This is a genomic window from Sphingomonas sp. RB1R13 (assembly GCF_036663775.1).
Taxonomy (GTDB): Bacteria; Pseudomonadota; Alphaproteobacteria; order Sphingomonadales; family Sphingomonadaceae; genus Sphingomicrobium.
The window spans coordinates 729,273-749,516 of record NZ_JAXOJM010000001.1 but is presented as its reverse complement, the minus strand read 5'-3'; the positions used below and the strand labels follow the sequence as shown (position 1 = coordinate 749,516).

Here is a 20,244-nt window from a genome sequence, read left to right as displayed (position 1 = left end):
GTGCATCACCGCGGGCGGAGCGGGTCGTTCTGGAGCTTGATCGGAGCGGGCTTGGGCTTGGGCGCTGAAACGGCGGCGGGCGCAGTGTCCGCCGCGGTCGTCGCGTCCTTGGCCAGGCTGGCCTCGGCGGCGGTCGATTTCTTGGCGGCGCGCGGCTGGTTGAGCAGCGCGGCTATGACCGTCCCGTCACGCTTGTAGACATCGTCGTAGCGAACGATCGTGCCATCGAGCGCGGCGGCGGCAGTGAAATAGACGATGTAGACCGGCAACGGCTTTACGAAGCTGGCCATTTGAGTCTTCTTGGACGCGAGGGTCATTGACACCTTGTCGGGGTCCCATGTTCCGGCATCTTCCGACAGCAGCAGCCGAGCAAGGTCGCCAATCTTGTCGGTGCGGACGCAGCCGTGGCTGAAGGCGCGAACCGAGCTGTTGAAGCGGCTCTTGGCGTTGGTGTCGTGGAGGTAGATGGCATAAGGATTGGGCATCACGAACTTCATCTGGCCAAGAGCGTTGGCCGGTCCCGGGGGCTGGCGCCAGCGCTGGACCGCGCCCGTGGTGGCGTTTTTGACCGCGACGAAGCCACCCTTACCGGCAACTTCATGGCTGATGCTGGTCGGGACTTCCCACCACGGATTGAGGATAACCCCGGTGGCCATCGCGCTGAGTTGGGGTGTGGGAGTCTTGATTGCCCCCGCGACCGCCTTGTGGCGAGAAATGGCGACGCCGTTTTCGACGAGTGTCGCGGTGTAGGCCGGGACATTGGCGATGATGTAACGGGTGCTAAGGTCGCGCGGCAGCCAGCGCCAGCGATCCATGTTGAGGCGGATGGTGTTGACCTGCGCCGCGTTGATCGGGTCGGTCAGCGCGACGCGCAGCGCGCCATATTGGGGGTGGGTCGGCAGCAGCCCGCGAAGGGCATCGCCGATGCGGTGGGTGGACAGGGCGAGGTCGAGCAACGCGCGCTGGCGGTCGTTGGTGAGGTCACCGTCGACGACGTGCCAGTCGATCCGGTCTTCGCCGCGGACATGGCCGAAGGCGAAGTCCGACGATAGCTTGTTGAAGCTGTCGGTGGCGACCTGGGCGACGCGGTTGGCATCGCGGCTGGCGATCGCATCGGCCAGCCCGGCGGGGTTATAATCCCTGGGAGTGAGTCCTTCGGCGCCGACCGACTGGATTACCGAGAGCAGGTCGGTAGCATCGGCGACGGGCCAGAAAGGCGGAGGCAGAACGACCGGCGGCGCGGGCGGGGTCGGGAGCGGGGCGGGTAGCTGGGCCGTGGGCAGCGGCGCGATCGGATCGGTCGTAACCTGCGCAAAAGCGCTGGCGGCGCTTGCCAAACTGATGACACCGGCGAGCGCTGCGACCAGGGTACGCGACGAGAATTTCATGATCGATCCTTTTGAACCCCGGCATCGAGCCGCCGTTTGACGCTGCCGCCGTATCGGTGGAGAGCCTTACACAGGATGAATATCGCGGGCCAGTGTTGCCGCGCCACAGTGATAAGGAACAGTAAGCGCGACAACCGGATGTTAAGACACGCGCGCCTAAGTCGTTGATCGTGGGGAACGAGTGATGAAATTCAGTCTTAGCGGATCGATGATTCCGCGCCATGTGAAGCGGTTGTTCGACCAACGCGGCGAAGCGCGGGACGAGCCCGATCCCGACACCGCGCTGCTCAGCTGGCGCGGACAGACGCTGGTCGTCCGGCTGGCCAATATATCGTCAACGGGGGCGATGCTGTGGTTCGACGAGATTCCCCACATCGGCGAGCGGGTAGCGCTGCAGCTGCTCGATCGGCGCGCGGTTCCCGCCCAGGTGCGCTGGGTCCGCGACGGGCGGGTCGGGATCAACTTCACCGGCCCGCAGGGCTGACCGCGATGGAGATGAATTACGCGATGATCCGCGCGCGGATTTCCGAAGCCGCCGAGGGTGGCGAGCGCCGCCGGGCCGACCGCCTGCCAGTCGCGATCGACGCCCGGGTGCGCGCACTGGGCGAGGAAGGCAGCGAGGCGAGGATCGTCAACATCTCCGAAACGGGCTTCATGGCGCAGGTCAGCGACGTCTATGAAGTGGGATCGCGGGTGTGGCTAATGCTGCCCGGTCGCGAACGATCGAACGCCGTGGTGCGGTGGATTGCAGGGGACAAGATCGGCGCGGAGTTCGCCGAGCCAGTAGTGCTTTCGGCCTTAAGCTAGAACTACTTCAGCGCCGCCTTCACCGACGGCAGGATGCCCGTGACGATCCGCTTCACACCCTCGAATGTCGGGTGGAGACCGTCGCCCTGCTGCATGCCCGAGACACCCACGACGCCATCCATGAAGAAGGGGTAGAGCGCGGCGCCATGGGCCTTCGCGAGCGCCGGGAAGATCGGGTCGAATTTCGCGACATAGGCGGCGCCGAGGCTGGGGCTGGCGCGCATACCGGCGACGAGGACCCGGATGTGGCGGCGGTCGAGCTCGGCCAGAATCGCGTCGAGGTTGGCGCGGGCAATGGCGGGGTCGAGAGTGCGCAGCATGTCGTTGGCGCCAAGCTCGACGATGATCAGGTCAGGCTTGCGGGGCAGCCCATCGAGGGTCCAGCCGAGCCGCGCCCTGCCGCCCGTGGTGGTATCGCCCGAAACCCCGCCGTCGGCGACGGTCGCGGCGATGCCGTGGCGGCGCAGGCTCGCCTGCAGCTGGGGTACGAAACCCAGGCCGGGCGCGAGGTTATAGCCCGCGGTGAGGCTGTCCCCAAAGGCGAGGATGAGAGTCTTGGGAGCGGGCTGGGCGGCGGGCGCAGCGGCGAGGAGTGCGAGGGCGGCGAGGATCATATATTGACCCTACCATTGTGGCGGGGTCGTGCCATCCCTAGCTCCGCGTCATGACCAATCCCCTGATCGAGCTTACCGACGTCCGCCTGACCCTTGGCCACGGCGAGGTGCGGACCGAGATTTTGAAGGGGATTTCGCTTAGGCTCGACCCCGGTGAGAGCCTGGCGATACTGGGGCCGTCTGGGTCCGGGAAAAGCAGTTTGATGGCGGTCGTCGCGGGGCTGGAGCGGGCGACCAGCGGCACGGTGCGGCTGCTGGGGCAAGATGCCAGTGCGCTTGGTGAGGATGCGCTGGCGCGGATGCGCGGACGAGACATCGGCATCGTGCTCCAGTCGTTCCAGCTGCTGCCGACAATGACGGCGATCGAGAATGTATCGGTTCCCCTGGAACTCGCCCGCGTGTCCGACGCTCGGGCGCGGGCCGAGGCCGAGCTGGTGTCGGTCGGGCTGGGGCATCGACTGACCCATTATCCGGCGCAATTGTCGGGCGGCGAGCAGCAACGGGTGGCGATCGCCCGGGCGACTGCGCCGCGGCCCAAATTGCTGCTGGCGGACGAGCCGACGGGGAACCTCGATACCGGGACCGGGGGGTCGATCATCGACCTGCTGTTCGAACGGGCGAGCGCAGCGGGAGCCGGGTTGCTGGTGATCACCCATGACGCGGCGGTGGCGGCGCGGGCGGGACGGCGGATCGAGCTGGCCGACGGGCGCGCCAAGTGAAGGAAGCGATCGCGCTAGCGCAGCGGGATCTGCGTGGCGGGCTGGGGGGCCTTGGGCTGTTGTGGCTGTGCCTGTGGATCGCGGTGGCGGCGATCGCCAGCGTGACAAGTGTTGCGTCGGCGATCGACCATAGCATCGCGGCCAATGGGCGCGCTTTGATCGGGGGCGACCTGGTGCTTCGATCGGCGCAGCGGCCGGCCAATGCGGCCGAACTGGCGGCGATGCAGGGGCTGGGGCGGACTTCGTCCAGCGTGACGTTGCGGTCGATGGTCAGTGGCGCCGGCGATACCGCGCTGGCGGAATTGAGCAGCATAGATCAGGCGTGGCCGCTGGCGGGCAGCATGGTGTTGGCGCCGGGCGGACGGCGGCCGCACGGGCGCGAGGCGGTGATCGGACGCGAACTGGCCGAACGGTTGGGAGTGGCGAAAGGCCAGTCGGTGCGGATCGGCTTTGGCGATTATCGCGTGACCGGGATCATCGAGCAGAGCCCGTCAATATCCGGCTTTGCCTTTGCCCCGCCGGTACTGGTCGACGAGGCCGGGATAGGGGTGACCGGGCTTGTCCAGCCGGGGAGCTTGGCGAGCTATAGCTATCGGCTGCTGCTTCCCGCGGGGCGTGATCCGGGGGCGCTGGGCAAGGCGTTTCAGGCGAAGTTCGGCGACGGCGGCTGGTCGGCGAGCGATCGCAACGACGCCGGGCAGGGGACGCGGCGGTTCGTCGAGCGGGTGGCGGAAATGCTGCTGCTGGTGGCATTGGCGGCGCTGGCGATCGGCGGCCTGGGAATTACCAGCGCAGCGGCGGCGTTCGCTTCGTCGCGGCGGGCGACGGTGGCGACGCTGAAATTGCTTGGCGCGGGGCGGGCGAACTTGGCCGCAATGCTGGGGATCGAAGTCGCGCTGATCGCGGCGGCGGCGATTGTAGCGGGGCTGCTGGCTGGGGCGATTGCGCCGGCAGTCGTGGCGGAATTTGCCCGGCAGTCGCTGCCGATCGTGCCTGAGGCGAGCCCGCAATGGGCGGCGCTGGCCGAAGCGGCGGCGTTCGGGGTGCTGGTGACGATTGCCGCAGCATGGGGTCCGCTGGCGAGCGCGATTGATACGCGCCCGGCGAGCCTGCTGCGCGGTGATGTCGGCGAGGGACCGGCGCGGCGGCGCTTTCTGGTGCCGGTGGTGGCGTTGCTGGGCGCGGGCGGGTTGGCGGTGGCCAGCGCGCAGGATCCGCGCTTTGCAGCCTATGGCGTTGGCGCAATCGCGGTGCTGGCGCTGCTGTTCGCGGGGGTCGGGTGGGTCATCCGGCTGGTGGCACGGGCGAACCGGCATCGCGGCGGGCCGATCATGCGACTGGGAATTTCGGCGCTTGACCGACCGGGCGCGGCGACGGTGCGGCTGTCGATAGCGTTGGGGCTTGGCCTGGCCTTGCTGGTGACGCTGGCGACGACCGCACAAAGCCTGCTCACGACGATCGACGAACAGGTCCCCGGGCTGGCCCCAGCGCTGTTCCTGATCGACATTCCGGTCGCTGAGCGGGCGCGGTTCGAGGCGGTCGCCAAGGCCAGCGCGCCCGATGCCGAGTTGCGGTTGGTGCCGTCGCTGCGCGGGCCGGTGGTCGCAGTGAAAGGGGTACCGGTGACCGAAATGAGAGAGGTTCCCGAGGGAGCGTGGATCCTGAAAGGTGATCGTGGGCTGACCTTTGCGCGCGATCTGCCGCTAGGCAATCGCGTGACCGCAGGTGAGTGGTGGCCGGCGAATTACCGCGGGCCGCCGATGATCAGCATCGATCAGGATGCGGCAAAAGCGCTGGGGCTCAAGGTCGGGGACTCGATGACAATCGCGGTGCTGGGGCGGCCGATCGAGGCCCGGATCGCTTCGCTGCGCGAGATCGACTGGCGGTCGATGGGGTTCAACTTCGCGATCATCTTTGCGCCAGGTGCGCTCGACAATGCGCCTTATTCGCTGATGGCGACGGTATCGCCCAAGGCGGGGGAAACGGTGGTGCCGCTGGAGCGCGCGCTGGCGAAGGCATTGCCGATGGTCAGCGTGATCCGCGTCGCCGAAATTACGAAACAAGTACGGGCATTGCTGGTCGCGCTGGCGGCGGCGGTGCGGATCGCGACCGGGGTCGCGTTGCTGCTGGGGGTGATCGTGCTGGCGGGGGCGGTGGTCGCGACGCGGCGGGCGCGGGCGCGCGATATGGTGCTGCTGAAGCTGGTTGGCGCGACGCGCGGCGAAGTGCTGGCCACGCAGGCAATCGAGTTTGCGATTTTGTCACTAGTGGTGACGGCGAGCGCGGTGGCGGCGGGGCTGGGGGCGGCATGGTTGTTGCTGGCGAAGTCGTTCGGACTGGACTTCCGGCCCGACTGGGCGAGCCTCGCCGGGCTGGCGGTGGGATCGGTCGTGGTGACGGTCGGGGCGGCGCTGATGGCGGCGATCCCGGCGCTGAATACTCGTCCCGCAATGGCACTTCGTTCGCTGTGAAGCGTCGGTGCAGCCGTAATGGAAATGAAACCAAGTCTGATTTCGGTCGTTTTCGACCGATGAAAGGACTCCTCCCGATGACGAGCATCCCCACCCTGAGCGATCTCAACATGTCGCATGACCCGGCCCAGCGCGGATATCATGCCGTGTATCGCGAGCATCAGGTGAACCACTGCCCGGGGTGCGGCCGGACGCATTGGCTCATCGGGCGGATGTCGGCGGAGTGCGCCTTCTGTTCAACGGCCTTGCCGCTGGCCGAGGCGAGCATGCGGTCGCACACGTCGGCGGCGGTAATCCAGCATCGCAACCGGCCGCAGGCGGCTTGGGCAGCGTAGTTTTCCGCTAAGGTTTGGCCCTGACCGGTACGGGGGCATTGCACAGATCCACCCCGCCGGCGGGGCGCTCGTAGAAAGCATCGTGACGATTGGCACGAAGGCGGACGAGCCGCGCGAACGTCGGGCTGGCCGTGTCCATCACTTCGAATGACGGGCGCTCGGCGGGCGGGATGTCGCTAGCGAGCCGAGTGGTCGCGATCGGCGTGTCCGACGAGCGGTCCTTGTAAAAGCCCATCGGTGCAGGGCCGCGGGGCAGGCTGCTCATCGCCTCAATCCCCGAAATCACCCGGCCGACGATGGCGATGTTGCGGTCGAGCGCGCGCGGTGCGCCGCTGATGATCGAATAAAGCTCTCCGCCGGTGCCGGTGTCGGGGGCAAGGTCACGCCCGACGCCGACGGTGGCGTAGCAATGGGTGAGGTTGGCGCGGGCGCCGCGGACGGCGACGGGCCAGCCGCCCGCAAAGCCGGCTGCGGGGGCATAGGCGTCGCGATAGGGGAAGGGCGTGATGGCAAGGCCGCGCACGGCACGATCATATTCGGCGGGGGGCCTGGCGACGACGCCGGGAGGCATCTTGCGTTCGTCATTATGGCCCCATTGCGCGACATAATTGTCCTGGACGCGGTAGATCGCCGCGCCATCCCACCAGCGGCTGCGGGCAAGGGCGCGGATGTTGGCGACGTGAACCGGAGCAAAAGCGGGGGCGAGCTGAATGACGATCCGCGTGCCCGATTTCAGGTCGAGGACGAGCAGGTCGTCGGCGGGGATGGCGCGCCATGCCGAGGCGGGGGCGGCGGCGATCAGGTCGGGCGGCGTGAGGGGCTTGGGCGCGGCTGCCGTCAGAAGCAGGGCGGTGGTGGCGAGCAGGATCGTGCGCATGGGATTCTTTCAACGGACAGACGCCAAGTGGAGAAGAAGCCGGGTCCCGGGTCAAGGGTGCCCATTAAACTCGTAGTTTGATGAGACCCAAGCCCGGGATGACGGTTTGCGGTGATCGGACGGCGGCGCTAGTCGGGGACGATGTATCTGGCGACGATCATGCTGCTCGGTTCGGGCGAACTGGGGCGCGAAGTGGCGATCGCGGCGAAACGGCTGGGGTGCCGGGTGATCGCGTGCGATCGCTATGACGATGCCCCGGCAATGCAGGTTTCGGACGCGCGCGAGGTGTTCTCGATGCTCGACGGAGCGGCATTGAGGGCGGCGGTCGAGAAGCATCGGCCCGACCATATCATCCCCGAGATCGAGGCGATCGACACCGCCATGCTGGGGGTGCTGGAGGGCGAAGGGTGGCATGTCGTCCCTTCTGCCAAGGCGGTCCAGCTGACCATGAACCGCGACGGGATCAGGGATTTCGCAGCGGAGGAGCTGGGGCTGACGACATCGCGCTATCTGTTCGTCAAGAGCCGGGACGAGGCGATCGCGGCGGGGGCGACGATCGGCTTTCCGTGCGTGGTGAAGCCGGTGATGTCGTCGTCAGGCAAGGGCCAGAGCGTGGCCCGCGATGAGGGCGAACTGGGCGCGGCGTGGGATTATGCGGTGGCCAACATGCGCGGCGACCGAGCCCGCGCGATCGTCGAGGAATTTATCGATTTCGACAGCGAGATCACGCTGCTGACGGTCGCGACGCGCCAAGGGGTAATGTTCTGCCCGCCAATCGGACACCGCCAGGAAAAAGGCGATTATCGGGAAAGCTGGCAGCCCGCAGCGATGAGTGAGGCATTACTCAAGTCCGCGCAGGAACAGGCGGCGAAGGTGGTCGAGGCGCTGGGCGGATACGGCCTGTTCGGGGTTGAATTTTTCCTGAGTGGCGAACGGGCAATCTTTTCGGAATTGAGCCCGCGGCCGCATGACACGGGGATGGTGACGCTGATCGGCCAGTCGCCCAATGAGTTTGAATTGCATGTGCGGGCGATCTTGGGGCTGCCGATCCCGTCGATTGAGCTGTCGGGAGCGTCGGCGTCGGCGGTGATCCTGGCCGATCGGCGGGCCACGCAGTTTGGTTATGAGGGGGTTGCGGAGGCGATGCTCGGCGGGGCCGAGGTGCGGTTGTTCGCCAAGCCCGAGACGCTTCCCGGGCGGCGAATGGGGGTCGCCTTGGCCCATGGATCGAGCGTCGAGGCAGCAATGGAGGCGGCAGTGGCGGCGGCGGCGCTGGTGAACATCGTCGAATAAACTTGCATAAACATGCAGGTTTTTGCATAGATCATCGATGATCAAGGCGGCCATCCTCGGTGCTTCCGGCTATGTCGGTGGCGAATTGCTCAGGTTGATTGATGCGCACACGGGGATTGACGCGGTCCGCCTGTTTGCCGCGTCCAATGCCGGGCAGCCGGTCGCGGCGGTGCATCCGCATCTGGGACTGGCGTATGCCGGACGGTCGTTCGAGGCTTATGAACGCGGCGCGCTGAGCAGTTGCGACGTTGTGTTCGCCGCGCTGCCGCACGGCGAAACGCAGAAGCTGGCGGATGATTTCCTGTCGAGCGGGGCGAAGATCGTCGACCTCGGCGCGGACTTCCGGTTGGAATCGGCGGCAGAATATGAGCGCTGGTACAAGGAGCCGCATGCCCGGCCCGAGTTGCTGCGCGAGTTCGTCTATGGCCTGCCCGAGGTCAATCGCGCGGCGATCGCGGGCGCACGGCTGGTCGCGGCGCCGGGCTGCTATCCGACGGCGGCGACGCTCGCGCTGCGGCCGCTGGTCGAGGCCGGGCTGGTGTCGCGCGAGGGGTTGATCATCGATGCCGCGTCGGGGGTCAGCGGGGCCGGACGCGTAGCATCGACGGGGACGCATTATTGCAGCGTCGAGGGGTCGATGCGGGCTTATGGGTTGCTTGGCCATCGCCATACCGCCGAAATGAAGATGATGTTGGGAGGCGAGCCGCTGTTCACGCCCCACCTAGTGCCGATGAGCCGAGGGATTTTGGCGACCTGCTATGGCCGGGCGACGGGAAGCGGGGATCCGATGGCCGTGCTTCGCAAGGCTTACGCGGGCGAACGGTTCATCGGGGTGACCGAAGCGCTGCCCGAGACCAAGTGGACGGCGGGATCGAACGCGGCGTTTGTCACCGCGCGGTTTGACGAGCGGACCGGCATGGTGGTCGCGGTCGCGGCGATCGACAATCTGGGCAAGGGCGCGGCGGGACAGATGATCCAGTGCGCCAATCTGATGCTCGGGCTTGACGAAAGTACGGGCCTTTCGAGCATAGGGACATATCCATGAGCGTCACCGCTGCCGAGGGCTTTGTTGCGTCGGGGATGCACGCCGGGATCAAGCGAGCGAAACCCGACCTGGCGCTGATCGCGACCGACGATGGACGGCCGGTGGCGTGCGCCGCAGTGTTCACGACCAACAAGTTCGCCGCGCCCCCGATCGATGCCTGCCGCGAGCAGCTGGCGGCGAGCGGGGGACGTGCTGCTGGGGTGATCGTCAATTCGGGCAATGCCAATGCCGGGACGGGCGCGCCGGGGCGGGCCGATGCCGAGGCGATGTGTGCCGCCGCTGCCGCCGCGATCGGCTGCGATGCTGGTGAGATGCTGGTCAGTTCGACCGGGCTGATCGGCTTTCCACTGCCAATGGAGACGATCCTTGGCGCGACGCCGACGCTTGCGGGCAAGCGGTCGCGGGAGGGCGGGACCGATGCTGCCGAGGCGATCCTCACCACGGACACGAAGCCCAAGGAGGCGGTCGTTCATGGCGACGGCTTCACCATCGGCGGAATGGCCAAGGGATGCGGAATGATCGCGCCGAACATGGCGACGATGCTTGCCTACCTCACTACCGACGCCGACATCGACGCCGCGACGATGCAGGCCATGCTCCGCCGCGCCGCCGCCGCCACCTTCAACGTCCTGAGCGTTGACGGTGCAACTTCGACCAACGATACGGTGTTGTTGTTTGCAAGTGGTCGGCGGTCGGTCCCCAGCGCGGAGGGGTTTGAGGACGCGTTGCACCGGGTTTGCGAGGAACTGATGTTGCAAATGGCGCGTGACGGCGAGGGAGTGACGCGCGTCGTGCAGATCCACTGCACCGGGGCAGCAAGCGATGACGAGGCGCGCCATGTCGCCAAATCGATCTCGCGCAATATGTTGATCAAGTGCAGCTGGGCCGGGTCGGATCCTTATTGGGGGCGGATATTAGGCGAGGCGGGAGCATGCGGCGCGCAGTTCGTCACCGAGACATCGTCTGTCGCCTATGGCGGGATCATCGTGTCGCGCGGCGGGGTCGAGATCGCACACGATGCCGCAGCCGTTCATGCCCACATGGTCTTGCCCGAGATCGAGATCATCATTGACCTTGGCATCGGGACCGGGATCGGGCGCGCGGTCGGGGTCGACCTGGGCCCGGGCTACATCAAGGAAAATGTGCAAACCTCATGATCATGACCCCCAACGACACCGCGCAACTGCTGATCCAGGCGCTGCCCTACATCAGGCGCTATGTCGGCAAGACGATGGTGGTGAAGGTCGGCGGACTGCCGATGACCGATCCCGAGCGGGCGCGGAGCCTGGCCAAGGATATCCTGCTGCTCCACTCGGTCGGGATCAGGCCGGTGCTGGTCCATGGCGGGGGGCCGCAGATCGATGCGCAGATGAAGCGCGCGGGGCTGGTGCCCGAGTTCCGCGAGGGATTGCGCGTGACCGACGCCGACACGCTCGACATTGTGCGGATGGTGCTGGTCGGCAAGATCAACCGCGAGCTGGTGGCGGCGATGAACGCGCTGGAGCCGGTCGCGGTCGGGGTAGCCGGCGAGGACGGGCGGCTGCTGGAGGCCGAACCGCTCGACCCGGCGCTGGGATACGTCGGCACGGTCACCAATGTCCGCGCGGGATTGCTCCATGCACTGCTGGATGATGGGCTGGTGCCGGTGGTGTCGACGGTCGGGGCGGATACGTCGGGGCAGCCGTACAACGTCAACGCCGACGATGCCGCGCGGGCGATCGCGGTGGCGATGGGGGCGGAGAAGATCATCTATCTGACGGGCGCGCCGGGGTTGCTGGCCGATCCGAATGATCCCGACAGCCTGATCGATCAACTGACGGCAGGCGAGGCCCGCGCAAGAATTGCCGATGCGAGCGTGACGGGGGGAATGATCCCCAAGCTGACCAGCTGTGTCGAGGCGGTCGAGGGCGGGGTCGGCAGCGCGGTGATGCTGGACGGGCGGGCCGAGCATTCGCTGCTGATCGAGCTGTTCACCGACCAGGGAATCGGCACGATGGTGTGCGCGGACGACAAGCGTCCGCTGATGGTTTGCGCAGACGACAAGCGTCCGATTGTGGTGTGCGCAAACGACAAGCGTCCGCTGGCGGCGTGCCCCGAACCCCGATGAACGCCAGGGACCAGCGACGGGCAATGATTGCCGACTGGCTTCGCGCAGGCGGGGTCGGGGGGCAGGAGATGCTGGTCGAGCGGCTGGCCGAGGCCGGGGTGTCGGCGACCCAGGCGACGGTGTCGCGCGACCTTGAGGCGTTGGGCGCGGTCAGGGTGCGGTCGGGCTATGTGCTGGCCGAGGGGCTTCGCGCGAGCGGTCCGGGACTGGCGGCGATGCTCGGCCAGTGGGTGACGAGCATCATCGCGGCGGGGCCGCTGGTGGTGCTGAGGACTCCGCCGGGGTCGGCCAATATCGTTGCCCATGCGATCGACCAGGCGGCGCTGGGGGAGATTGCCGGGACGATCGCAGGGGACGATACGGTGTTCGTGGCGCTGTCCGACGGGGTCGCGCCGGGTGATGCCGCAGCGATGTTTCGTGCGTTGAGAGCGCAAGGGTGATGGAGAGTGTCATGCGGCAGATGGTGATGATGACGGCGGTGCTGAGCACGTTGGCGCTGCTGGGCGCGTGCGGTCCATCGACGCCGCCGCCGCCCAAGCCCGAGATCAAGGTGCAGGGCGAGGCGCAGAAACAGCTCGCCAGCGCCAGCGAAATGAATCGGGTGATCGGCCTGAAGCGGGCGATTCATGATTCGGGCCATTACTGCAAGCGGATCATTGGGTCGAACGCGCTGGCGCCATGGAAGAATTTGCAGGCATGGCAGGCCGATTGCGATGACGGCAAGAGCTGGACGGTGTTCGTGGCCGCTAATGGCGTGGCGCAGGTCAGCTCGTGCGATGACGCAAAGGAGTTGAAGTTGCCGCTGTGTAGAGCGCCCGCCAAGGACGTGGATGCGGGCAAGAAAACGGCGGGCACGAAGCCCGCCGCTTGAGGATGGGTTGCCGGAGTTTCCTCTCCATCACTCAGCTTCGCTGAGCGGTCCCTATCCCCTCGAAAACGAGGGGACGATTAAATCAGTCGCACTTGCGGGTTTCGCTATAGTCGCCGCTGGCGGACTTGGCCTTGACCGTGGTGCACTGGCCCTGGCGAACTTCCTCGCGCCAACTGCCGTCGGCGGCGGTGACGCGATTGGCCTTGGGCACCCGCTTGCCGTCGCGGATTTCATAGTTGAAGCCCTTGGGAGTCGACGGGGCGTCCTGGACGATGACGGCATTGGCCGAGCCGGCCACGAACAGCGCCAGCGCTGCCCCCGTAACCCACTTGATCATTCCGAACCTGCGCATCGCATGTCTCCTTGCCCTGATGGTCTATATAGCAACGAGTGAACCGGTGATGAAGATGAAACGAGAGGATTTTGCGACGGATCGATCGGTGCGAGGGCCGAAACGACCGATCGCCCGGTCCGCTGGTGAGCGGCCGGGCGATCGATTGGTCGTTGGATGCAGGCCGGGAGCGCGGGCGATTAGCCCCGCGACTTAGCCTTGGAGCTTAACCCTGTCTGGCTTTGAAGCGACGGTTCGTCTTGTTAATGACGTAGGTGCGGCCACGGCGGCGAATCACCCGGCAATCGCGGTGGCGCGACTTGAGCGACTTCAGGGAATTGCGAATCTTCATGGCCGGAACGCCTGCTTACGTGTTTGAATGACGATGGATTCGGCCGAAACCGAAGCGGCCCCCTAGCCGGAGGGGGGGCGGGCGTCAAGGCGCAAGGCGGCTCGCGCGCGGCTCGCCGGGGGCGAAGCGGTCGCCGAAATAGTCGCCGGGATACCAGCGCGGCCGGGCGGGATCGTCGGCCAGCGCGCGGGCGATGGCATAGTTGAGCATGCCGTAGCGGGCGAGGCTGCGCCACATGATCGGCTGCGACAGGTCGTCAGCGGGGCTGTGGTACACCTTGGCCATGAAATGCTTCCAGACCGGCTCGCCGCCATTGGCGTAGCCGGTCATGAGGAGGATGGCGGGGACGCCGCGGCGCACGAAGCTGTAATGGTCCGAGCGGACGAAGATCGATTCCTGCGGCATCGGGTCGGGCGAGACGCCAATACCCATGCTCTTGCCGGCCAGCGCAACGGTACGGGCGAGGGTCGAGTGATCGGCGCCGAACGCGATGACATCGGTGAAGTCGTAGAGCGGCAGCGGCATGTCGAGATCGACGACGCTAACGATCGAAGAAGGGGGAACCGGGGGGTGGGCGGCGAGATAATCGGCGCCGAGCAGGCCCTTCTCCTCGCCGGTATTGGCGATGAACAGGATCGAGCGGGCGGGACGGCGGCCACTGGCGACGAACTCGCGCGCCGCCTCGAGCATGGTCGCGACCCCGGCGGCATTGTCGAGCGCGCCATTGTAGATGCGATCTTCGCCGGGCCCGCTCTTGGCGGTCTGGGCATCGGGCTTGACGCCGAGATGGTCGAGATGGGCCATCAGGACGACGTTTTCCGAAGCACGGACGGGGTCGGTGCCGGGCAGGCGGGCGATCACTTCGGGGCTGGTGAAGTCGGTCCAGCTGGAATCCGCGTTGAGGGTGATGCGACCGGGGAGGGCGAATCCGGTGGGGCGGACGTTGGTGACGACCTGCGCGCGGATGTCCTTGAGCGAGGTCGGTGCGCCGTCGAAGATCTTGCGCTGCCAGTCGGGAGACAGGGTGAGGCGGGCGCGCAGGCCCGAGGAGTCGCCGGTGCGCCCGGCGGGGTCGATCCAGCTGGTCGCGGGGCGAGCGCCGCTGGCGACATCGCCCCGGTCGCGGCCGGTGCCGGCCAGCGTGATGAGGCCGACCGCGCCGTGGCGGGCGGCGGCTTCGGCGCGGGTCGAGCCGACGTGAGCGGCAATCTCGGTCGGCAGGCCATTGGGAGTGCCATCGAGCGCGACGACAATTGCGCCGCGGACGTCGATATCATGATAATCGTCGAGCCCGAGGAGGGGCTCGTCGAGGCCGTAGCCGACAAAGACGAGCGGCGCGGTGAGCGCGCGATGGGCTTCGGTGAGGCTGGGGCGGAGGGTGACGTCGGCAGCCCAGCGCAGGCTTTGCGTGCCGCCGGGGGTAGTGATGGTGACGGTCGGGGTGGCGGCGGTGGTCGCGCTGCGCAGGGGGACTTCGATAAACCAGCTGCCGTTGGTGCCGCCCGGCTCGAGCCCCATTTCGCGAAAGCGGCTGGCGACGTAGCGCGCGGCGATGGCATGCCCGCGCGAGCCCGTGTCGCGCCCTTCGAGCAGGTCGTCGGCGAGGAATTCGACATGGGCACGGACACTGGCCATGGCGATCTGCTCAGTGGGGGTCGGGGCCGGGGGTGCTGGAGCAGCGCCCACGAGAAGCAGGTAAAGTGGCACGAAGGCCAGTCTCTTTCGCATCAAACAGGGGTTCCATCGGCCAGCTTGCGTTCCCACGCGAGTGCGTCGGAGATGATCCGGTGGATATCGGCATGCGCCGGGGTCCAGTCGAGGGTTTCGACCAATGCGCGGTTGGAGGCGACGAGCTGCGGCGGATCGCCCGGGCGGCGCGGGCCGATGACGCGGGGGACCTTGCGCTGGACGACGGTATCGAGCGCGTCGAGCACTTCGATCACCGACAGCCCGGTGCCGTAGCCGCAGTTCAGGAGGAGGTTTTCAGACGGGCGTTCGATCAATTTTTCGAGCGCGGCGACATGTGCGGCGGCGAGGTCGGAGACATGGATATAGTCGCGGATGCAGCTGCCGTCGGGGGTCGGGTAATCGACCCCGAATACATCGACATGGGGGCGCTTTTCGAGCGCCGCCTCGGTCGCGATCTTGACGATGTGGGTCGAGGTTCTGCCGATCTGCCCCGAGCGCAATTGGGGATCGGCGCCGGCGACGTTGAAGTAGCGAAGCGCGGCATAGTTGAAGTCGTGGACTTTTGAGGAGGCAGAAGGGCGCGCGGCGTCGGCGAGCATCTGCTCGGTCATCCATTTCGAGACGCCATAGGGGTTGATCGGAAGTTTGGGGTCGTCCTCATCGATGGGGAGACGCTCGGGCGCGCCATAGATGGCGGCGGTCGAGGAGAAGACGAAATGGGGGATGCCCGCGGCGACGACTTCCTCGATCAGGACGAGGCTGGCCTGGGTGTTGTTGCGATAATATTTGAGCGGGTCGGTGACCGATTCGGCGACGAGGATCGATCCCGCGAAGTGCATGATCGCGCCGATCCGGTGATCGCGCAGGGTTGCGGCAACCAGGGCGCGGTCGGCGATCGAGCCTTTTACATAAGGCACGTCGGCCGGGACGAGCACCCCGGTCGAATTGCTTTCATCGTCGAGCACGACAACGGGCCAGCCGCCATCGCGCAGCGCAAGGACGGCGTGGCTGCCAATGTAGCCGCCACCACCAGTGACGAGGACGGTGATCTTGTCGGTCATGAAGCCCCTTTGCGCGATAAGGCGGAGTCGTGCGAGCCCGATTGCGTAATGAGCGCGCCCGTTTGCGGGTTCCCACCACCGTGCCGACTGATTATCAGCGGCGACGGTTTTTCATGCACATAGCCAGGGTGAGCAGATGACGATCAGCATTTCGAGCGCGTTCGACGCGGGCAATATCCGCGTCGTCGGGATCGACGGGACCACCGCCAACCTCGAAATCGTCACCGATCATATGAGTGACTTCTTCCAGTGGTTCCACTTCCGCCTGGCCGGGGGCGGGGGCCGCGAGGTGACGCTCAACATTACCAATGCGGGCAAGTCGGCCTATCCCGGCGGCTGGCCGGGCTATCGCGCCTGCGTGTCGATGGACCGCGAGGACTGGGTGCGGGCCGACGACACCAGCTATGCCGACGGTACGTTGACGATCCGCTTTACCCCCGAGACCGACCTGGTGTGGGTGGCCTATTTCGCGCCCTACTCGATGGAGCGGCACCACGACCTGGTGTCGACCGTCGCGGCGTTGCCGGGGGTCGAATATCGCTCGCTGGGCAAGTCGCTCGACGGGCAGGACATCGATTGCCTGACGGTCGGCGAGGGCGACATGACGGTGTGGCTTTATGCGCGCCAGCATCCCGGCGAGACGATGGCCGAGTGGTGGATGGAAGGCGCGCTGGAGAAATTGACCGATCCCGACGACCCCGTCGCGCGGATCCTGCGGCGCGACTGCACCTTTCACGTCGTGCCCAACATGAACCCCGACGGGTCGCGGCGTGGGCATTTGCGGACCAATGCGGTCGGCGTGAACCTCAACCGCGAATGGCATGAGCCGACCGCCGAGCGCAGCCCCGAAGTGTTGTGGGTCAGGAATGCGATGGACGAGGCCAAGCCGGTGTTCGCAATGGACGTTCATGGAGACGAGGCGATCCCGGCGAACTTCCTGGCCGGGTTCGAGGGGATTCCGTCGGTCACCGATCGCCAGCTGGAACTGTTCAGGCTGTTTTCAAAGACGCTGGAGCGGGTCTCGCCCGACTTCCAGACGCGCCAGGGCTATGAACTGTCGGGGGCGGGTCGGGCCAATCTGACCATGTCGACGACCCAGCTCGCCGAGCGGTACGGGTGTGTGTCGATGACGCTGGAAATGCCATTCAAGGACAATGACGACCTGCCCGACGAGGTGTACGGCTGGAGCCCCGAGCGGTCGAAATATCTGGCGGGGTCGTGCCTCGACGCGCTGTACGCGATCCTGCCCGAGCTGAAGGTCGCCAAGGTCGGAAGCGCCTGATGCCGACGCTGATCCTGCTTCGCCACGGGCAATCGGCGTGGAATCTGGAAAATCGCTTCACCGGCTGGTGGGATGTCGATTTAACCGCGCAGGGAGTCGAAGAGGCACGCGCGGCGGGGCGGATGCTTCGCGACAAGGGCTATGACCTCGACCGGGCTTATACTTCGCTCCAGTCGCGCGCGATCCGGACGCTCAACCTGGTGCTGGAGGAGATGGGGCGGTCGTGGCTGCCGGTGACCAAGGCGTGGGAATTGAACGAGCGCCATTATGGCGGGCTGACCGGGCTCAACAAGGCCGAGACGGTAGCCAGGGTCGGCGAGGAACAGGTCAGGATATGGCGGCGATCGTTCGACATTCCGCCGCCGGTGCTGGACGCGGGGAGCGACTATGACGTGGCGAGCGACCGGCGCTATGCCGGGATCGACGTGCCAACGACCGAGAGCCTGAAGGACACGATCGCGCGGGTGCTGCCTTACTTCGAGAACCACATTGCCCCGGCACTGCAGGCGGGGGAACGGGTGATCGTGGCGGCGCACGGCAATTCACTGCGCGCGCTGGAGAAATATCTCAGCAAGATTGCGGATGAAGATATTGTGAGCCTGGAGATCCCGACTGGTCAGCCCATCGTGTACGAGCTGGGCGATGATTTCTCGGTGACGGAGCGTTTCTACCTTAGCGAGCGGTAGGAGTTTTTGTTGCGGGCTGGCACCGCCGCTTCAAACGATTAAGCCGCGGCTTTGCCTTGGTACATCGCCGCGTCGGCGCGCGCGAGGATCGCGGCGGGGGTATCGTCGACTTCGATAAGGGTGAAGCCGATCGCGACCGAGAGGGGGACGGCGCGGCCATCGACGATGAAGTCGGCGTCGGCGATGGCGTCGATCAGCCGCTCGGCAGTGTCCATCGCGGTGATTTCGCAGGCGTGATCCAGCAGGACCGCAAACTCGTCTCCGCCGAGCCGTCCGACAGTATCCGATTCGCGCACCCCGCGCGTCAGGAGCGTGGCGACATGGACCAGCGCGGCGTCTCCGGCGGAATGGCCAAAGCTGTCGTTGAGCATCTTGAGCCCGTCGAGATCGACGAACAGGACCGCGGCGGGGTCTTTGTAGCGCTTCAGCCGGGCAATGGTCTGTTCGAGCTGGCGAAGGAAACCACGGCGATTGGGGACGGGGACCAGCGTGTCGTGGTGGGCGAGGCGGTCAAGCTCGGTGCAACGCCGTTCAAGCTCCGCGATGCGGCCGTGAAGCTCGGCAAGTTCAGCCTCGCGGCTGGGCTGTTTGGTCACTTCATGCACCGTGTCCGACTCTTGCCGTGGCGATATCGTTGAGGATGCATAACGCAGATCAGTCGAATCGGAAATCTGTGCTTCGTGACTGTCCCGCATTGCACCACCTCCAACACGCCCCTAAACCCGCCGTTCCTAAGGGGAGCAGCAGCGACCATGAGCGCTGACGGGGTCATAGTCGGGATCATCATGGGCAGTCGATCCGATTGGGATACGATGTCCCACGCGGCGCGGATGCTCGACGAGCTGGGAATTTCGCACGAGGCGCGGGTGGTGTCGGCGCATCGCACCCCGCAGCGGCTGGTCGAATATGCCAGCGGCGCGGCGGCGCGGGGACTGAAGATCATCATCGCCGGGGCTGGCGGGGCGGCGCATTTGCCGGGGATGGCGGCGGCGATGACGCGGCTGCCGGTGCTGGGCGTTCCGGTCGAATCGAAGATGCTCAAAGGGATCGATAGCCTGTTGTCGATCGTCCAGATGCCCGCGGGGATCCCGGTGGGGACGCTGGCGATCGGCAAGGCGGGTGCGGTCAATGCGGCGCTGCTGGCGGCGGCGATCCTGGCGCTGGGCGATGACGCGCTGGCGGGGCGGCTCGAGGCGTGGCGCGCGGCACAGACCGAGGCGGTGGGCATGTCGCCCGAATGATCGCCAAATGCACATGATCTCGCCGGGCGGGACGATCGGGATCATCGGCGGCGGGCAGCTTGGCCGGATGGTCGCGCTTGCCGCGGCGCCGCTGGGCTACAAGGTGCATATCTTCGACCCCGACGAAGCGCCGTGCGCGGCGGACGTCGCGGCACGGTTCACGCGGGCGACGTTCGATGATGCAGCGGCGCTCGCGCGGTTTGCGGCGGCGGTCGATGTCGTGACCTATGAGTTCGAAAATCTGGCGGTGGCGCCGTTGGAAGTGCTTGGGCAAAAGCTGAGGCCCGGCACCAAGTCCCTGGCGATTGCGCAGGACCGGGCGGTCGAGAAGCGCTTTATCGAGGCCAATGGTGCGCGCGTCTCGCCGTGGCGGGAAATCGACAGCCTGGCCGATGTCGAGGCGGCGGTGACGGCGCTGGGGCTGCCGATCGTGCTGAAGTCGCGGCGGCTGGGGTATGACGGCAAGGGCCAGGCATGGGTGCGTGTCGCGGGCGAGGCGGCGACGGCATGGGATGCGATCGGGCGGCAGCCGGCGGTGGCCGAGGCGGCGGTTGATTATCTGGCCGAGTTTTCGGTGCTGATGGCGCGGACGGCGGCGGGCGAAATTGCCTGCTGGGACGTGCCGCGCAACGAGCATGAAAGCGGGATTTTGCAGCGGTCGACGGTTCCATCGGGACTCGATGGGCTGGCCGAGGCGCTGGCGATGGCGCACGGTCTTGCCGAGGCGCTGGCACATGTCGGAGTGATGACGGTCGAGTTTTTCGCGACGGCAGACGGCCCGATCGTCAACGAGATTGCGCCGCGGGTGCACAACAGCGGGCACTGGACGATCGAGGGGGCCGAGACGTCTCAGTTCGAACAACATGTTCGCGCGATCTGCGGGCTGCCGCTGGGGCCGGTCGGTCTGACGGGGGCCAGCGTGACGATGGACAATTTGCTGGGCAACAAGATCGATGGCTGGGCCGAGATCATAGCGGAGCCGGGCGCGCACCTGCATCTTTACGACAAGGGTGCGGCGCGGCCCGGTCGCAAGATGGGCCATGTGACGCGGGTGGTGCGGTCGGTCGCCTGATCC

General features: G+C 66.5%; 23 protein-coding genes. 15 read left to right on the top strand and 8 right to left on the bottom strand.

The features are described 5' to 3' along the window. Positions 1-5 precede the first annotated feature (5 nt). Positions 6-1,388: a L,D-transpeptidase family protein gene (locus U1700_RS03515; RefSeq protein WP_332750196.1), complete on the bottom strand. Its 1,383-nt coding sequence runs from the start codon at positions 1,386-1,388 to the stop codon at positions 6-8. Between the two features lie 184 nt (positions 1,389-1,572). Here U1700_RS03515 and U1700_RS03510 point away from each other — a divergent pair, with 184 nt between their 5' ends. Then, the gene (locus U1700_RS03510) at positions 1,573-1,872 is read left to right on the top strand and encodes a PilZ domain-containing protein (protein WP_332750194.1); all 300 of its coding nucleotides are present in this window, start codon (positions 1,573-1,575) and stop codon (positions 1,870-1,872) included. 5 nt (positions 1,873-1,877) lie between these two features. After that, a complete protein-coding gene (locus tag U1700_RS03505) occupies positions 1,878-2,195 on the top strand; it encodes a PilZ domain-containing protein (RefSeq protein ID WP_332750192.1) in 318 nt (105 codons plus the stop codon). 2 nt (positions 2,196-2,197) lie between these two features. On the opposite strand, the gene U1700_RS03500 is transcribed toward U1700_RS03505, so the two are convergent. Continuing rightward, positions 2,198-2,809: an arylesterase gene (locus U1700_RS03500; protein WP_332750190.1), complete on the bottom strand. Its 612-nt coding sequence runs from the start codon at positions 2,807-2,809 to the stop codon at positions 2,198-2,200. 50 nt (positions 2,810-2,859) lie between these two features. Here U1700_RS03500 and U1700_RS03495 point away from each other — a divergent pair, with 50 nt between their 5' ends. From U1700_RS03495 to U1700_RS03485, 3 genes are all read left to right on the top strand, one after another. Then, positions 2,860-3,528, top strand: a complete 669-nt coding sequence (locus tag U1700_RS03495; RefSeq protein ID WP_332750188.1) for an ABC transporter ATP-binding protein — start codon at positions 2,860-2,862, stop codon at positions 3,526-3,528. Beyond that, positions 3,525-5,999, top strand: coding sequence for an ABC transporter permease (locus U1700_RS03490; RefSeq protein ID WP_332750186.1), 2,475 nt, complete (start codon positions 3,525-3,527; stop codon positions 5,997-5,999). Before U1700_RS03495 ends, U1700_RS03490 begins: the two co-directional genes overlap by 4 nt. Positions 6,000-6,076: 77 nt before the next feature. Further along, positions 6,077-6,334: a hypothetical protein gene (locus tag U1700_RS03485; protein WP_332750184.1), complete on the top strand. Its 258-nt coding sequence runs from the start codon at positions 6,077-6,079 to the stop codon at positions 6,332-6,334. 7 nt (positions 6,335-6,341) lie between these two features. Here U1700_RS03485 and U1700_RS03480 read toward each other — a convergent pair whose 3' ends face one another. Continuing rightward, the gene (locus tag U1700_RS03480; RefSeq protein WP_332750182.1) at positions 6,342-7,211 is read right to left on the bottom strand and encodes a peptidylprolyl isomerase; all 870 of its coding nucleotides are present in this window, start codon (positions 7,209-7,211) and stop codon (positions 6,342-6,344) included. A 141-nt stretch (positions 7,212-7,352) separates the two neighbouring features. On the opposite strand from U1700_RS03480, the gene purT reads away from it, so the two are divergent. Genes purT through U1700_RS03450 form a run of 6 tightly spaced genes read left to right on the top strand, consistent with a single transcriptional unit; the run spans position 7,353 to position 12,527 of the window. Beyond that, the gene (gene purT, locus U1700_RS03475) at positions 7,353-8,504 is read left to right on the top strand and encodes a formate-dependent phosphoribosylglycinamide formyltransferase (RefSeq protein ID WP_332750180.1); all 1,152 of its coding nucleotides are present in this window, start codon (positions 7,353-7,355) and stop codon (positions 8,502-8,504) included. A gap of 37 nt (positions 8,505-8,541) precedes the next feature. Continuing rightward, positions 8,542-9,549, top strand: coding sequence for an N-acetyl-gamma-glutamyl-phosphate reductase (gene argC / locus U1700_RS03470; RefSeq protein ID WP_332750178.1), 1,008 nt, complete (start codon positions 8,542-8,544; stop codon positions 9,547-9,549). Next, complete coding sequence (gene argJ / locus U1700_RS03465; protein WP_332750176.1) at positions 9,546-10,706, top strand: bifunctional glutamate N-acetyltransferase/amino-acid acetyltransferase ArgJ; 1,161 nt, start codon at positions 9,546-9,548, stop codon at positions 10,704-10,706. The genes argC and argJ overlap by 4 nt, the downstream gene beginning before the upstream one ends. Beyond that, positions 10,703-11,656: an acetylglutamate kinase gene (gene argB, locus U1700_RS03460; RefSeq protein ID WP_332750174.1), complete on the top strand. Its 954-nt coding sequence runs from the start codon at positions 10,703-10,705 to the stop codon at positions 11,654-11,656. The genes argJ and argB overlap by 4 nt, the downstream gene beginning before the upstream one ends. Beyond that, positions 11,638-12,096 carry an arginine repressor gene (locus tag U1700_RS03455; RefSeq protein WP_332750173.1) on the top strand — a complete coding sequence of 153 codons (459 nt, stop codon included), beginning with the start codon at positions 11,638-11,640 and terminating at the stop codon, positions 12,094-12,096. The genes argB and U1700_RS03455 overlap by 19 nt, the downstream gene beginning before the upstream one ends. Positions 12,097-12,107: 11 nt before the next feature. Beyond that, the gene (locus U1700_RS03450) at positions 12,108-12,527 is read left to right on the top strand and encodes a hypothetical protein (RefSeq protein ID WP_332750172.1); all 420 of its coding nucleotides are present in this window, start codon (positions 12,108-12,110) and stop codon (positions 12,525-12,527) included. An 82-nt stretch (positions 12,528-12,609) separates the two neighbouring features. Here U1700_RS03450 and U1700_RS03445 read toward each other — a convergent pair whose 3' ends face one another. From U1700_RS03445 to galE, 4 genes are all read right to left on the bottom strand, one after another. After that, positions 12,610-12,879 (bottom strand): hypothetical protein, encoded by a 270-nt coding sequence (locus U1700_RS03445; RefSeq protein ID WP_332750171.1) that lies wholly within the window; start codon positions 12,877-12,879, stop codon positions 12,610-12,612. A 205-nt stretch (positions 12,880-13,084) separates the two neighbouring features. After that, a complete protein-coding gene (gene ykgO, locus U1700_RS03440; protein ID WP_006833921.1) occupies positions 13,085-13,210 on the bottom strand; it encodes a type B 50S ribosomal protein L36 in 126 nt (41 codons plus the stop codon). Between the two features lie 84 nt (positions 13,211-13,294). Beyond that, positions 13,295-14,938, bottom strand: a complete 1,644-nt coding sequence (locus U1700_RS03435; RefSeq protein WP_332750158.1) for a M20/M25/M40 family metallo-hydrolase — start codon at positions 14,936-14,938, stop codon at positions 13,295-13,297. After that, positions 14,938-15,960 carry a UDP-glucose 4-epimerase GalE gene (gene galE, locus U1700_RS03430; protein ID WP_332750157.1) on the bottom strand — a complete coding sequence of 341 codons (1,023 nt, stop codon included), beginning with the start codon at positions 15,958-15,960 and terminating at the stop codon, positions 14,938-14,940. The genes U1700_RS03435 and galE overlap by 1 nt, the downstream gene beginning before the upstream one ends. 136 nt (positions 15,961-16,096) lie before the next feature. Here galE and U1700_RS03425 point away from each other — a divergent pair, with 136 nt between their 5' ends. Both U1700_RS03425 and gpmA read left to right on the top strand, forming a co-directional pair. After that, positions 16,097-17,242 carry a M14 family metallopeptidase gene (locus U1700_RS03425; RefSeq protein WP_332750156.1) on the top strand — a complete coding sequence of 382 codons (1,146 nt, stop codon included), beginning with the start codon at positions 16,097-16,099 and terminating at the stop codon, positions 17,240-17,242. Then, the gene (gene gpmA, locus U1700_RS03420) at positions 17,242-17,928 is read left to right on the top strand and encodes a 2,3-diphosphoglycerate-dependent phosphoglycerate mutase (protein WP_332750154.1); all 687 of its coding nucleotides are present in this window, start codon (positions 17,242-17,244) and stop codon (positions 17,926-17,928) included. The genes U1700_RS03425 and gpmA overlap by 1 nt, the downstream gene beginning before the upstream one ends. Positions 17,929-17,966: 38 nt before the next feature. Here gpmA and U1700_RS03415 read toward each other — a convergent pair whose 3' ends face one another. Beyond that, positions 17,967-18,524 carry a GGDEF domain-containing protein gene (locus U1700_RS03415; protein ID WP_332750153.1) on the bottom strand — a complete coding sequence of 186 codons (558 nt, stop codon included), beginning with the start codon at positions 18,522-18,524 and terminating at the stop codon, positions 17,967-17,969. A gap of 156 nt (positions 18,525-18,680) precedes the next feature. Here U1700_RS03415 and purE point away from each other — a divergent pair, with 156 nt between their 5' ends. Together purE and U1700_RS03405 are read left to right on the top strand one after the other, a co-directional pair. Next, positions 18,681-19,169 (top strand): 5-(carboxyamino)imidazole ribonucleotide mutase, encoded by a 489-nt coding sequence (gene purE, locus U1700_RS03410; RefSeq protein ID WP_332750151.1) that lies wholly within the window; start codon positions 18,681-18,683, stop codon positions 19,167-19,169. Beyond that, positions 19,096-20,241, top strand: coding sequence for a 5-(carboxyamino)imidazole ribonucleotide synthase (locus tag U1700_RS03405; RefSeq protein WP_443025871.1), 1,146 nt, complete (start codon positions 19,096-19,098; stop codon positions 20,239-20,241). Before purE ends, U1700_RS03405 begins: the two co-directional genes overlap by 74 nt. The last annotated feature ends 3 nt before the right edge of the window (positions 20,242-20,244 follow it).

Excerpts from the sequence above, each read along its gene's own strand:
- U1700_RS03445 (WP_332750171.1), bottom strand. The coding sequence starts at position 12,879 with ATGCGCAGGTTCGGAATGATCAAGTGGGTTACGGGGGCAGCGCTGGCG.
- argC (WP_332750178.1), top strand. The coding sequence starts at position 8,542 with ATGATCAAGGCGGCCATCCTCGGTGCTTCCGGCTATGTCGGTGGCGAA.
- U1700_RS03485 (WP_332750184.1), top strand. The coding sequence starts at position 6,077 with ATGACGAGCATCCCCACCCTGAGCGATCTCAACATGTCGCATGACCCG.
- U1700_RS03495 (WP_332750188.1), top strand. The coding sequence starts at position 2,860 with ATGACCAATCCCCTGATCGAGCTTACCGACGTCCGCCTGACCCTTGGC.
- U1700_RS03480 (WP_332750182.1), bottom strand. The coding sequence starts at position 7,211 with ATGCGCACGATCCTGCTCGCCACCACCGCCCTGCTTCTGACGGCAGCC.
- argB (WP_332750174.1), top strand. The coding sequence starts at position 10,703 with ATGATCATGACCCCCAACGACACCGCGCAACTGCTGATCCAGGCGCTG.
- U1700_RS03505 (WP_332750192.1), top strand. The coding sequence starts at position 1,878 with ATGGAGATGAATTACGCGATGATCCGCGCGCGGATTTCCGAAGCCGCC.
- U1700_RS03425 (WP_332750156.1), top strand. The coding sequence starts at position 16,097 with ATGACGATCAGCATTTCGAGCGCGTTCGACGCGGGCAATATCCGCGTC.
- purT (WP_332750180.1), top strand. The coding sequence starts at position 7,353 with ATGTATCTGGCGACGATCATGCTGCTCGGTTCGGGCGAACTGGGGCGC.
- galE (WP_332750157.1), bottom strand. The coding sequence starts at position 15,960 with ATGACCGACAAGATCACCGTCCTCGTCACTGGTGGTGGCGGCTACATT.
- U1700_RS03435 (WP_332750158.1), bottom strand. The coding sequence starts at position 14,938 with ATGCGAAAGAGACTGGCCTTCGTGCCACTTTACCTGCTTCTCGTGGGC.
- U1700_RS03500 (WP_332750190.1), bottom strand. The coding sequence starts at position 2,809 with ATGATCCTCGCCGCCCTCGCACTCCTCGCCGCTGCGCCCGCCGCCCAG.
- argJ (WP_332750176.1), top strand. The coding sequence starts at position 9,546 with ATGAGCGTCACCGCTGCCGAGGGCTTTGTTGCGTCGGGGATGCACGCC.
- U1700_RS03450 (WP_332750172.1), top strand. The coding sequence starts at position 12,108 with ATGCGGCAGATGGTGATGATGACGGCGGTGCTGAGCACGTTGGCGCTG.
- U1700_RS03510 (WP_332750194.1), top strand. The coding sequence starts at position 1,573 with ATGAAATTCAGTCTTAGCGGATCGATGATTCCGCGCCATGTGAAGCGG.
- gpmA (WP_332750154.1), top strand. The coding sequence starts at position 17,242 with ATGCCGACGCTGATCCTGCTTCGCCACGGGCAATCGGCGTGGAATCTG.
- U1700_RS03515 (WP_332750196.1), bottom strand. The coding sequence starts at position 1,388 with ATGAAATTCTCGTCGCGTACCCTGGTCGCAGCGCTCGCCGGTGTCATC.
- U1700_RS03405 (WP_443025871.1), top strand. The coding sequence starts at position 19,096 with ATGACGCGCTGGCGGGGCGGCTCGAGGCGTGGCGCGCGGCACAGACCG.
- purE (WP_332750151.1), top strand. The coding sequence starts at position 18,681 with ATGAGCGCTGACGGGGTCATAGTCGGGATCATCATGGGCAGTCGATCC.
- ykgO (WP_006833921.1), bottom strand. The coding sequence starts at position 13,210 with ATGAAGATTCGCAATTCCCTGAAGTCGCTCAAGTCGCGCCACCGCGAT.